This is a genomic window from Maridesulfovibrio zosterae DSM 11974 (genome assembly GCF_000425265.1).
Taxonomy (GTDB): domain Bacteria; phylum Desulfobacterota; class Desulfovibrionia; order Desulfovibrionales; family Desulfovibrionaceae; genus Maridesulfovibrio; species Maridesulfovibrio zosterae.
Map to the genome: position 1 here is coordinate 880,890 of NZ_KE384342.1, position 12,741 is coordinate 893,630.

Below are 12,741 nucleotides of genomic sequence, written 5' to 3' on the forward strand. Positions count from 1 at the left end.
TTTATAAATACCTTACGCAGGAAATAAGTCAATTTCAGAAAAGTATTATATGCGTTTGCATAAACAGTTCAATCAGGCTGCCAATTAAATTGGACTCAAGGTTGCTCCTTTCTTTTAGTGATGTTATTTGTTTTATAATTACAACAATGGCGGCAAAAAAAACCGGAGGACTAATAATGGAATCATATTTCACACACCAAAGCCTGATCAAGGCTCCCCCTATAAAACGTGCTGCTTATTCAGATCGCACAGCATGGATGATGGCAGAACTATCAAGGCTTGTTTATGAAAGGTTGCCTAATGAACAAGAGCTAGAAAATCTCCTTGATATAATTTTTACATGCATCAAAAAAAACAAACCCAGAAATGAAACCTTAACTCATATAAACGACCTTGCAAAACAGGCCAATTCACCACAGGAAAGCATCACTGAGAAAATTTTGGACTCTGTTAATTACAAATTAATAAATTCGCATGCTGTACTTGGTACTGAAGTAATGGTTGTTGACATCCCTGCGGACATATCCTGCAATTTTCCGGGAATGTTCGTCATAGTTTTCAGGGGAACAGAAACTGACTCCATAAAAGACATAAAAACCGATATCTCAGCTCAACTTATACCTGCCCCCGGAGGAGGGAAAATACATAGCGGTTTTCTAGCCGCGTACCAGAAAGTAGAAGATGACCTGATTCAGGAAATTGAAAAAGCAGGAGATAAACCCATATATATAACGGGCCATTCACTGGGCGGGGCCTTGGCAATGATTGCAACTAAATATCTGGCAGGAGACAGTATAGGCGCAACTTACACTTTCGGAGCTCCAAGAGTTGCAGATGACGCTTTCTATGAGGGTATTAAAACGCCGGTATACAGAGTGGTCAACAGTGCTGACGGCGTTGCCAGACTTCCATTCGGAGCAGGATTTTCAATATTTTTATCCGGTATCAGATATATTCCAATAAATGGAACAAAAAGACTATCTGAATTCCTGAGAAAACACATCGAAGGATACACGCATTACGGCCACTTAGTGATGCTAACTGACATTTCATCTACGAAGTCAGGCACTAAAAGCGGGTTAAAAGTTCTGCACAGCCCAAATGTATTCGGCGTTGTAAACCGGATTTTACCCCGTATGATCATGACATTGGGTAAAGCTGCTGCTGCAGACCATAAGATGGCTGGATATTGTGAAAAACTTGCCCAATATGCTAAAACAAGAATCTAAATAAAATCCTCCCCTTTCAAAATCATGAAACGGGAGGATTTTTTATCAACATAAAACTGGAAATAAAATTAATTATAATCTATTGAGCTTACATAGATTTTGGAGCCACCGGCGCCTTCCATTATCTCCATGAACTTATCAAATGCGACCCGACTGTCCAGCACAGCCCTTTTACCATGTAACCATCCAATCTTAGAACCAGTCAAAGGACAGCCTTCAGTATCATCAACAGTGTTACCAATATGAATACGAACATAAGAACGCCCAGGTACATTTTTAATAGTCCATAACTCCCGACTCTTACTTGGAGAATATTCAAGTTCCAAAGGATATTCACCTGCTGGAATACATGAAATATCAGACTCATTTTCCCGCCATGGCTCTTCCAGAACCCAGCAGACAATTTCTCCATCAACCAGCAAAGAACCTATTGTTACGTTTTCTGTCTGTTCAATTCGTTTAATCTCTACAATTTTCATAAAAACTCCTTTTTAATTTATGGATAGAATTTAATCTCCAATTTTGATCATTGTAGAATTAAAAATAGACCTGAAGAGGGTTGACTATGTCCTGAAAAAAGATTTCTGAGACAAAAATCCCTCTCACAGTTTTATTGCTGAAGAGGGATAATAATTAGTAACGAGTCAGAATAGATGAATACGAATAGACATAGACAGAACCTCATAAACTATAGTCCGACAAATCAGTATATTATCTAGTCCGTAGGAGGAACGTCCTTACCTGATGTTTTCTCTTTCTTGAAATTGTGCTTTCCATCAGCAAGTGGAGTAAGACCAAAAGTATTTTCATCCACATGTCTGGTTAGTTCTACATCAACCAGCAAGGTTTGATTCGGCTTCAATATGTCATCAAATGCAAAACCTGTGGAACGGAACTCTGCAATACTATAATGAGAAAAACCTTCGTCCGGTCTGGCCGCAATTCTTATTCCTATTTTACCGTCAGGAACTCTTTTCAGCTCGGAATAATTAACATAATAGGTTAATATATTTGGACTAATAATATTTTTCTGATGGTCTTCATGAAAACCTTTTGGCAAACCATCCGGGTTGAAATCATCCCCAGCAAGTAACAGCATATCAAAATCATTTACTGGATTTCCGCGATCGTCAGTAACGCGAAAAACAAGCATGGAATACTGATCCTTTACCTTTGTATCAGCATCCTGAACCTGTTTCGATATTGCCTTAAAATTATCATCCACAGTATCATACGCAGTAAGATCTGTAACTTTAAGGCACTTTAATATATTTCCAACAACAGGTTTATCAGCATAATTTGATTCAGTTACACTACGCATAATTCCTATAGTTTCACCAGAATGACTGGCATCTTTGACGACACAAAAAGGAGTCTTTGGAGAATTTACAAAACTTCCCCCTACAACTTCAAGCTTCGTAATACTTTTAGCCTCATGAAAAAAACTTCTGCCAGTATCACCTATAATATTATTAACATTCTGCCGCAAACGCACATAACCGTAATTCATATTTGCACCGGCTAAGCGCACAACTCCATCTGAGCCCTTTTCCACCAGATATGAATTCACAAAATCATAAATTTTCTCATCAATAGTCTGCCCAGATAAAACAAATGAATATAAGCCATTCGCAGCAAAATTATAATTTAACCATGCAGTATTCAAATCCCACTGCTGAGCACTACCTAGTTCGAGCCAGTTTAAAACGCCAGTACCCGGCTCTACACCACTGAATATGGCTTTAAGGCGGCCAAGCTTGCTCTTACCCAGCTGAGCCAAAGCTGAACCGTGATTTGCAGGAGCGAGCATGACCAGATGCTTGAGAGGTGTTTCACTCATTTTATTTTTTAATCCATAGAAAAGATGCGCCCACAGTCTTATCACCGGACCTCCGGTTGAGTGAGTTATGCAGGCGAAAGGAGCATTTTCATCAGCACTTACTTTCTTCATCGCATCTTTACGCGCTACATCAAAAGCACGCGCAATATCATCAAGAGTAACCTCATCATGGAAACTTATATATTTGCCCAGAAAAATATGCTGAACATTAATATCAAGACCATCAGCAGTTGCGGCGGTAACCACAGCCTCTGGAAGATCTCCGTATGTCTCCTGATCCGTAACACTCCAGCCATGTACAAATAAAAGATTCATAGTTCCCCCAACAGGTTTAAAATAAATGATTTTAATAATCATTTATTTTGTATACTATAAATATCAATACAACAATGAATATAATTTTTTATCTGACTAGTACGTAACCTGATATACATAAGTATAATATCTTTACATAAAAAAACTCCTGCCCATAAGTATTGGACAGGAGTTTTTTAAACAACATTTATGATATTATTGATTATTTCCAGACAACACGGTTAACATTAGCACGACCACGTTCAACTGTGCGCTGATACTTTACAGCCGGTTTACCAAGCAGCATGACATGACCTACCAAATGATTTTCAGGGATACCAAGCTTGCTGCGCAATTCCGGATAAACACCGTCAATTGCCCATTTAAGAATTCCATTCCATAATGTACCCAGCTTCATAGACTGAGCCATCAGCTCAAAATAAGACAAGAAAATGTGAGTATCGACAACGGGACATGGAGAATCAGCAGGAGCGCTGGCCACAACAAAATGAGGCGCTCCCCTAAATATAATATCTAGGCCGTTTTCTTCACGTACAGTATACGCCAGCTTCAGATAATCCATTTTGAAATTATCATCAAACTGTCCACTTTTTACAGACTCGCCAATAAGCCTGTACACTTCTTCACCGAATGCTTTTGTAGACTCCAGATCGTCCATAAGTGTTATGAATACATCTTGTGAATTTACACCAGTCGGAGCATGCCAGCATACATCTAAAAGAGTTTTGATATCTTCGTCATCAACATTTTCATTTTTATAGTTACGGACTGAACGGCGGCCTTTAATTAAAGTCGCCATCTTTTCCGGCTCAGGAAAGTTACCCTTAAGCGCAGTGGAATCTTCAGGAGATTTGCCCAAAATTGATATTGCAGCGGTAGGACAGACGGTCAGGCATTGCTGACATTTGATGCATTTATTTTCATCTGCCATTCTTGGATATTCATCCAATTCGATTGCAGCAAATGGACAACACTTAGTGCATAGACCGCATTGTACACAAAGATCTTCATTCACATTAAAATTAATCATATCAACTACCCGTAATATTTTAGTTTTAGAGCAGAAACAGACTTATTATATACTAAAAACCATGACTAGCCGAGAAAGTGTTTTCCTGCTTTAAATCCGTTTGCTACAAATTCACCAACGCCATGATAATTTCGCTCGGATGGGACATAAACTAGGGGATCACCCTTACCGACCAAAGGCATTCCCTTTTCATTAAGAATTCCTTCATCAGCCTTGATTCCAACAATCTCACCCACAAATTGGGTATGAAGACCTATTTCAAGTGTGTGAATAACTTTGCACTCAAAAACAAGTGGGAACTCTTCAACATATGGAGCGTCCACAACATCAGAACGAGTGGGAGTTAAACCGGACACAGCAAATTTATCAGTATCCTTGCCACTGGCCATTCCAAAATAGTCGGCCTCTTCAACATATTTTGCAGAAGGAACAGACACAGTGTAAGCACCACGTTCCATAATTGATCCATAAGTGTAAGTTGCCTTGCGTAAAGAAACTGTAAGGCAGGGAGGCGTTGAACAACAAATTCCGCCCCAGGCTATGGTCATAACATTTGGCTTACCATCTACGTCATAACTTCCCACACACCATGTAGGAGTTGGAAAAGCAATAGTTCCGGGATTAATTGATTTTTTCATTGTAAATTCCTTTTAAAAATTAATAATATTTAAATGATTATTTAATAGCGTCTGCAATATGGCGGGCTTTAATTTTACCAATATATTCACCACCGATACCTATATTCGTATCTTCGTACTCTTGCAAGATTACGGTAAATGACTGAATCGGAATACCACTTATTGCACTCGCCGTTGCTGAAAGTTTATTAATCATTTCTAATTTCGTTTTCTCATCCATTTTACCAGACGCATAAGTAATTACCGGCATTTATCTTCTCCTGATTTTTCAAGCACAGACCAATATGTAAACTCCGGTTTCTCTTCAAGCATTGCGGCGACTGCATCCTGTGCTTTCCGCATCACGGCGCTATCAATATGAAGACGAAATGATGCTTCAGAAGTAAAATGACCGTACATCATAAAAATTAAAGGATTCTCCTTATCCTGATGCAGGCTATAAAGAATCACCCCTTCCTGACCATCACAATCCCGTACAGTCTGCCTGAGAACATCCCTTAATACATTTTCAAAGCCTGTTCTGGCCTTAAAGTGTACACTTATTACATATAGATCCCTGCACTGCATTTTTTAGCCTTTATGCCTTTCCGAATATTCCCTCAATATTTAGCTGTCGTCAGCCTCAACCACCAATTTATGAGTTTATAACTCTAAAAACATATAAGTTACATCAGCAATAAGTTTGAATATATGCAGAGAACTTATCATTTTTTAATATGAAAAAAATACAACATTTATCGTATACACAAAAAAAAGGAAAGACCTCAACTGTCTTTCCCTTTAAATATTAATCACCAACAGGACTATAAAGATGCTATTCCCTCGCGCAAAGCGTATAAAGTTGCTTCAACCCTGTTTGCTAAATGCAATTTAGATAAAATACTTGTCATATGTGTTCGTATTGTTGCTTCACTGACAAATAATTCTGCTGCTATTGCCTTATTACTTTTACCTTTAGCTACCAGCTGCAATGTCTCAACTTCACGCGGAGTGAGAGGATCAGGTGTCGGTTCTGCATTTTCAGAGGGATGAGAAAGTTCTGAAAGCACTTTACGGGCGATATCAGGAGCAAGTGAAGGTTCACCGCGATGCACACGGCGAATAGCTTCAAGAAGTTCATCCGGGGTTGAATCTTTGAGCAGATACCCCATTGCACCAGACTTAATCGCAGGAAAAAGTTTATCATCAGTTGCAAAACTGGTCAGGGCTATCACCCGCCCGCCAAGTTTACGGTCACGAATTTCACGAATCGCCTGAATCCCGTCCATAACAGGCATAAGCATATCCATCAAAATTATATCTGGGGAAAACTGTGCTGTAAATTCAACAGCTTCCTGACCGTTGGCGGCTTCTCCTACGACATCAATATCATCAAAACTGCTAAGAAAACTGCGTACACCAATTCGCACGATATCATGGTCATCGACCAGCAGAACCCTAATTGTATCACTCATTATTTCCTCCCTGCTGCGCAGGATCATCATATACATCAACCTTGACAATTGTGCCCTTATTAACAGTACTGCTTATCTCAAGTTCCGCGTTGATACGTGCGGCTCTTTCACGGATTCCGCGAAGCCCCATTCCGCCTGTTGGCAGAGTTGCATGATCAAACCCATGCCCGTCATCAATAATCTGAATACAGGTATGACCGGCGGCAAAAACTACCTTTACAATTACAGCTCCGGCCTTTGAATGCTTAGTGGAATTATTAAGAGCTTCAATAGCGATTCGAAAAACTTCTTCTTCTACGCGTAAAGGCAGCCTTCTTTCATCCCCATCCACCAGCAGCTCGGCACTTACCCCGGACCTGACCTCAACGGAATTAAGCCTTGCCTGCAATGCACCGACTAATCCCTCGCTTTCCAGTTCGGGAGGATGAAGATCAAAAATGAGCGAACGCATATCCCGCATAGCCTGCTGCGCCATGCCTTGCAGAGCTTTAAGCTGTTCGACAGCTATAGATTCTTTACCGGACTCAAGTGAACGTACCGCAGCATCGGAACAGAAAGTTATTGCATACAAAGCCTGAGTAACCGAATCATGAAGTTCACGGGCAAGTCTACGCCGCTCGTCCTGTACAACAAGCTTTTCACTCTGCTCAAACAAACGACTGTTACGTATAGCAAGCACTGCCTGTGCGGCAAACATTTCCATGATACGTTTATCAAGATGATCAAAACCACCAGGCTTATTATAAACCAGTAACAGTCCTAATTTTTTATCGCCTTCACGCAAAGGAACGGCTATGAGAGTACGGACTGTATTGCTGCATTCTCCTGCAGATATCTCACTCTGGGCATCACGAACAATTTTAGTTTCACCATGCTGAAAAACGTCCCCATAGTATGATGAACTTATTTCAAAAAATTCTTTTGGGGGCTGAGAATTACCTGCGCCATATACACAGTGCAGGTTATCTCCTTCTGAAATTAGAATCGAGCTGCCCTCTCCGCTTACAATTTCACGGGCTTCATCCGCAATAAGAGTCAGAACTTCACCGTTTTTACCTTCTGGACTTTGCAGCAGAATATTTGCAACACGCCGAAGACTCTCACTTTCCTTTAATTGACATCTGGTTTGTCTAGCCGTGGAAGCACTTTCAATTGCCACAGCAACAGCGTTTAGAATTCCATCAATAAGTTCTGTTGTTGCATCATCAAAAGTAAATCCTTTTCTGCCAGAGGAAACAAAGGCAACTCCGACTGTTTTATCACCATTACTGATTGGAAACAGCGAAACACTACCGGATCGCACTGCCTCAGGCAGAATATCAGCAAAAGACGAACTGGCTCTATTAACGGCGCAAAAGCCGTAACTTTCACCATTAACTCCAGTCAGAACATTACCTGATGGACACAGACGAAGACCACGTAATGCACTCTGACATTCATCTGAAGCATAACCAAATCCGGCACTTGGGGCTAAGCCACCAGTTTCAGAATTAACAAGAAAAATAGTACAGCAGCCATCATCTACTGTTCCGGCAAGAACTTCGGCAAGTTTTTCAAGCACCTCATCGGGATCAAGAGCGCTGGTAACAGTTCGTGAAGCCTCAAGAAGTAACTTGTTACGTACATGCTCGGTATTAAGCCGTGAAAGCAGCATTGCTGAATAGCGGTCCGTGGTCATAGCCAGAAATGAAAGAAAAAAACTTTCCAATTCTTCCAGAAATATAATGTATTCTTCCGTACTCGCACAATATTTACGGAAAAGACTTATAATCACAGACTTTCCAAGTAATATACCTTCAACGACATCACGAATACCTAATCCGCGATCAAGCTTAATATGGGCACACTCAGAAAGATAATCGGCAAAAGGACTGTAACTGCCCTGATTAAAGCAATCTAAATAAACTTCTGCAGAGCACTTAGCAATATTCAAAACATCTTCAGAAGCTAAAGCAGCATACCAGCGCGGCTGATGCTCAACTAAAAGCTTGGCATAGACTCTTGCGAACTCATCCATATCTTGTGAAAAGGATTGTCCTATCTTTTTTAATTTTTCATTCTTCATTAATAATATATCCCGACTATTCATGCAGATTAATCCGCATAGATCAGTGTAAAACTCAATTCTTAATTTCATATTAGCATAGTTAAAAAATAGCTCTATCATATAAATATATGAGTTTTGGCAAGATAACACACCACAGAAGATCCTTGGCAACACACTCTCTAAGCCTTGCGCAAATAAAAAAACAGACCTGCTGAAATCCAGCAGGTCTGTTTTATAATGTCGGTGTTGATTCAAATTTGCCGGTTTGAATCAGAGGTTAAAAGGTCTACTCGGAAAAGCTATTTGACTGAAGTATACACTAAGATGCTTTCTGTGCAAACTGAATTCTGTAGTTAATTATATCATCTACGGTTAACACAGGCATATCGTGTTTTTTACCTAATTCGATGATTTCCGGCAGTCGGGCCATTGTCCCGTCAGGATTGGTAACTTCACAGAGCACTCCGCAAGGATTAAGTCCTGCAAGTGTCATCATATCAACTGTTGCTTCAGTATGACCTTCTCTTTCCAAAACGCCTCCGGGTCTTGCACGGAGAGGGAAAACATGGCCGGGTCTATGAAGATCTGATGGTTTAGCATCATCTTGAATCGCTGCTTTAACAGTTGTAACGCGATCAGCAGCCGAAACTCCGGTTGTAACGCCTTCAGCAGCTTCAATTGTTACAGTAAAACTTGTCTGATACCGGCTGGAATTATCCTCAACCATCATAGGCAGCCCGAGTTGTTCTACTTTCTCTTCAGTGAGGCATAAGCAAACGATACCGCTACATTCGCGGATCAGCATTGCCATCTGTTTGTCAGTGAGTTTTTCAGCAGAAAAGATGAGATCGCCTTCATTCTCGCGATTCTCATTGTCAGTGACCAGCACTCCACGACCTTCTTTTAAAGCCTGAAGTCCTTTCTCAACCCTTTCAACGGGATTACCAAACTGTGATAATAAATTCTGATTCATGGTAGTTCTCCATATAAATTAGATACCAGAATCAGGGCGATAGAATAGACAGCTGCTCATAATAAAACAGCCTCGCTTTTAGACAGGATGTCTTTAGCGGGAATGTACTGCCTTACTCTCTTCATTCCGGACTTTAACCGTCGGCTCCGGAATCACACCGAATCTGCTGACCCTTTCTCACCAATTGAAAAAGGCGCTCGCGGGCTGTCTTCATGCTGAAGAATCACCGCCGGTGGGGAATTTCACCCCGCCCTGAGAATAAACAAGTTTTTTCTACTGAAAAATAGACCCCTAAGTCAAGAGTATTTAGTGAAGTTTTGCACAATATCCAAAAAAAGTCCCTGTTTCAATTGAAACAGGGACTTTCCTATATTTTAACTTACTGGATATTACTTAGAAGCTGTCAGCAAAAAGCTTTTCAATGGCCTTTCTTCCTGAGTCTTCGAGGAAGCGTGTTCCGGTAGCAGTAAAATGTCTGTGAGTAATTTTAGGATCTTCGCACTTATTCCATGCATCTTTTTCCCAACAAAACCAGCAATCGTTATCCTGTGAAAATACATACAGAGGTTTATTGCATATTTTTGCAAATTCAGCCCCCCACCCGGTACCACCCTTTACAGTACCGTCTTCAAGTATATTACCAATGATGAAGATTTCATGTCCGCTGTTTATCTGCCAGCAGATGGACTGCAAAACCTTACGAAAAATAGGCGCGCGAGTGAAACTGCGATTCATGAGCTTCGAAACATAGGTAAGACTCACGTCTTTACTTTCAAGTTCCTTCTCAGTCAGCACACGAAGACCGCGTTTACGCGCATTCTGGTGTCCCTCAAAGCTGTAGTTGACTTCCTGAAGGCCGTACTTCTCAGCATTCACTCCGAACTCGCTTTCAGTGCCGGAAGCGCCGCCACTATATAAAATGAACTCTTTAGGATTACTCATTTCTTCCTCCAGTGTTGAGCTTGTGTAAGATTGGAAAATTGACTGATACCCAAAAAAGATAAAGTCCACAATCAGGAATTCACGGTTAAACTACGATTTTCACCTGAATCAAGCCATACGACAAAATCCAGAACTTTTCTACAGAAAACAATAAATTACACAGGATAAAAGACGTTTAGAAAAAATAATGTATAAAAGACCTACTACCAGTAGTAGTTTGAACAAAATTCATTTTATATACGTATTTTACAAATAAACAATCACAAGATTGTATATCTTATTATTTTATTCTGATGATTTTTCAATGCACAAATATAAAAAGATACAATAAAAATATATTATATTTCATGAAACAACTAGTATGCATCTATGATGGCGGTATTTTCAGTTTAAGTGCAACATGAATGTAAGTTTGTGCTTTTTTTCTCATAAATGAGTTGTAGACAACGCTCAAAAATTGTGTATTATAGTTTTGTTGATTCGGGCTGGAAAATCTCAAAACGAAAGTAGCCACGGCAAAACCGTACAGGAGGTTTTTATGAATAAAAGCATTACTATCGGAGAAAACTCTGAAGCATTGACCAAAATGGAAAAAAACGATCCTCACAAATATCGTTCAATCAGCAAAAATATTGCTGCCATGGTCAAATCTCTAGATGAACAAGAAAAGAATAATTCTTCTGACTCAAAAGAAGAAGACGCCCAAGTCTAACAAGACTTAATTCAAGAGTCACTGACTCAATCCAAAACACAGCAGTTACACCGCAACTAATCAATCTGCGTCTGACTTACTGAGAATCAAGCCAGGCGGATATACTGCTGACAAAATCGCCGGATAACGCATCTACCCATTTAAGGTCTGTCCCCGTCTCATCTGACGCAGGAGAGGTTTCATCCAGTATTTTCAACTGGTGAGGGACAGACTGGAATCCGGTTAGCATTACAGGTACCATTACCTTCCAGTCAACATTGATATTTCTGAATCCGATAAATGTCGGGACTTTATCAGGAATTACAGACGCAACCCTTTCCGGATAAAGACTCCCTGCCGGGCTGTCTATTGTCAAAATGACAAATCCAAAAGACCCTGCATGCTTAGGTATGCGGGGTATTCTTTTTTGTTGGTAACCACGAATCCAAAGCCCTATATGCAACGAATCAACCTTAGCCAAACCGGAAAGACGCTTATAGGCTTTTTTAACGGCAGACTCAGTAAGGCTATCTACAACAAGAACGACCACTCCTTTTCCGCTTAAATGACGAGCAACTTCTGCAAACTGGTCACAGGGAATTCTAGCACCGACCATAGCCATTATTACAGCAGGATATCTACCATCTTTAGAGGGAATAAAAAGATTATCAGTGGAACCAGCATTCTTATCAGCAACATCAACGCGACCTTTCACCGGATATTCAGCACATTCACTCTCTGGTAACCACATGAACCGATGTATCCAATGTTCATCACCGGGAAGAAACACAATTGAACCTGCGACAGGTTCATCCTCATTAAACGATGGGCCATAAGTATATATAAAATCGCCATATCCAGCCTTCTTGAGTTTACGTATAAGCCCGGTTTTTCTATCATGCAATATAAGCCGACCATGCTCCTGTCGCGCATCAATGATGACAACCTGCCGCCCTTTTGCAGTTTCATAATGTCCTCTGAAATCATCTTCACCAAATCCATAAGCCGCAATGCTGTCCATTGAACGGCTTTCTGAACCACGTTTCAAGGCAATAGTGGAATTACCAATTGTGACTTCCTTACCCTGCCGCAAAACAATGGCTTTATCTGACACAGACCTACCAATAGGCAGACTGCGGCCAGCTGTGCTCGGCCTTGCTTTTATAGAATGATTTTTTTCAGGTTTAATTTGAGATATTACTGCTGAATTCTTTTTAGATTGCGAAATGCTGTTTTTACTTTCAGCTGCATGTTTGATTGGATTTATCTTAGAACTAATCTTTTTGCTGATTTGAACATCATCACTATTCTTTTTAGGTAGATGCTTTTTTGGTGTGAAAGGCTTTAACGCAGGCTTTTCAGGAGTAATCTTTTTCTTTGAAAGAATACTCTCATCTATAATATCTATATCAAGGCAATATCCACCGCTATCCAATCTAGATAGTGGCATATTTAAAATTATGATCACGATAACTGCGTGCATAACAAGAGAAATTATGGCAGCCAGATATTTCAAAACTCCTCCTGAATAATATCATTCATACTATTCCTGAATGGATAATTTTTCAATAAAGAGTATTTT

Annotated in this window: 13 protein-coding genes and 1 riboswitch; of the genes, 2 read left to right on the plus strand and 11 right to left on the minus strand. The window is 40.1% G+C overall.

Annotated features, from left to right (window positions below):
- Window positions 1–176: 176 nt before the first annotated feature.
- Entirely contained in the window at window positions 177–1,229 is a 1,053-nt protein-coding gene (locus H589_RS0115650) for a lipase family protein (protein ID WP_027722892.1), read from the plus strand.
- 68 nt (window positions 1,230–1,297) lie between these two features.
- Here the strand turns inward: H589_RS0115650 and H589_RS0115655 are convergent, their stop codons facing one another.
- The 10 genes from H589_RS0115655 to H589_RS0115700 all read right to left on the minus strand — a co-directional run bounded on the left by H589_RS0115655 (window position 1,298) and on the right by H589_RS0115700 (window position 10,468).
- A complete protein-coding gene (locus H589_RS0115655; RefSeq protein WP_027722893.1) occupies window positions 1,298–1,708 on the minus strand; it encodes a DUF5675 family protein in 411 nt (136 codons plus the stop codon).
- A gap of 236 nt (window positions 1,709–1,944) precedes the next feature.
- On the minus strand, window positions 1,945–3,384 hold the full coding sequence (locus H589_RS0115660; RefSeq protein WP_027722894.1) for a lipase family protein: 1,440 nt from the start codon (window positions 3,382–3,384) through the stop codon (window positions 1,945–1,947).
- A 202-nt stretch (window positions 3,385–3,586) separates the two neighbouring features.
- On the minus strand, window positions 3,587–4,414 hold the full coding sequence (locus tag H589_RS0115665) for a nitroreductase family protein (RefSeq protein ID WP_027722895.1): 828 nt from the start codon (window positions 4,412–4,414) through the stop codon (window positions 3,587–3,589).
- A gap of 65 nt (window positions 4,415–4,479) precedes the next feature.
- Window positions 4,480–5,052, minus strand: a complete 573-nt coding sequence (locus H589_RS0115670) for a flavin reductase family protein (RefSeq protein WP_027722896.1) — start codon at window positions 5,050–5,052, stop codon at window positions 4,480–4,482.
- A 37-nt stretch (window positions 5,053–5,089) separates the two neighbouring features.
- On the minus strand, window positions 5,090–5,302 hold the full coding sequence (locus H589_RS0115675) for a tautomerase family protein (protein WP_027722897.1): 213 nt from the start codon (window positions 5,300–5,302) through the stop codon (window positions 5,090–5,092).
- On the minus strand, window positions 5,293–5,619 hold the full coding sequence (locus tag H589_RS0115680; RefSeq protein ID WP_027722898.1) for a putative quinol monooxygenase: 327 nt from the start codon (window positions 5,617–5,619) through the stop codon (window positions 5,293–5,295). The genes H589_RS0115675 and H589_RS0115680 overlap by 10 nt, the downstream gene beginning before the upstream one ends.
- Window positions 5,620–5,855: 236 nt before the next feature.
- A complete protein-coding gene (locus H589_RS0115685) occupies window positions 5,856–6,506 on the minus strand; it encodes a response regulator (RefSeq protein WP_027722899.1) in 651 nt (216 codons plus the stop codon).
- Window positions 6,499–8,571: a sensor histidine kinase gene (locus tag H589_RS0115690; RefSeq protein ID WP_027722900.1), complete on the minus strand. Its 2,073-nt coding sequence runs from the start codon at window positions 8,569–8,571 to the stop codon at window positions 6,499–6,501. The genes H589_RS0115685 and H589_RS0115690 overlap by 8 nt, the downstream gene beginning before the upstream one ends.
- A 301-nt stretch (window positions 8,572–8,872) precedes the next feature.
- Window positions 8,873–9,526: a 3,4-dihydroxy-2-butanone-4-phosphate synthase gene (gene ribB / locus H589_RS0115695; protein WP_027722901.1), complete on the minus strand. Its 654-nt coding sequence runs from the start codon at window positions 9,524–9,526 to the stop codon at window positions 8,873–8,875.
- A 110-nt stretch (window positions 9,527–9,636) separates the two neighbouring features.
- Window positions 9,637–9,790, minus strand: a riboswitch (FMN riboswitch).
- Window positions 9,791–9,919: 129 nt separating this feature from the next.
- The gene (locus H589_RS0115700) at window positions 9,920–10,468 is read right to left on the minus strand and encodes a hypothetical protein (RefSeq protein WP_027722902.1); all 549 of its coding nucleotides are present in this window, start codon (window positions 10,466–10,468) and stop codon (window positions 9,920–9,922) included.
- Between the two features lie 538 nt (window positions 10,469–11,006).
- Between H589_RS0115700 and H589_RS20960 the strand changes: the two genes are divergently transcribed.
- Window positions 11,007–11,180: a hypothetical protein gene (locus H589_RS20960; protein WP_169433127.1), complete on the plus strand. Its 174-nt coding sequence runs from the start codon at window positions 11,007–11,009 to the stop codon at window positions 11,178–11,180.
- Window positions 11,181–11,256: 76 nt separating this feature from the next.
- On the opposite strand, the gene H589_RS0115710 is transcribed toward H589_RS20960, so the two are convergent.
- Window positions 11,257–12,675 (minus strand): dienelactone hydrolase family protein, encoded by a 1,419-nt coding sequence (locus H589_RS0115710; RefSeq protein ID WP_027722903.1) that lies wholly within the window; start codon window positions 12,673–12,675, stop codon window positions 11,257–11,259.
- Between the last annotated feature and the right edge of the window lie 66 nt (window positions 12,676–12,741).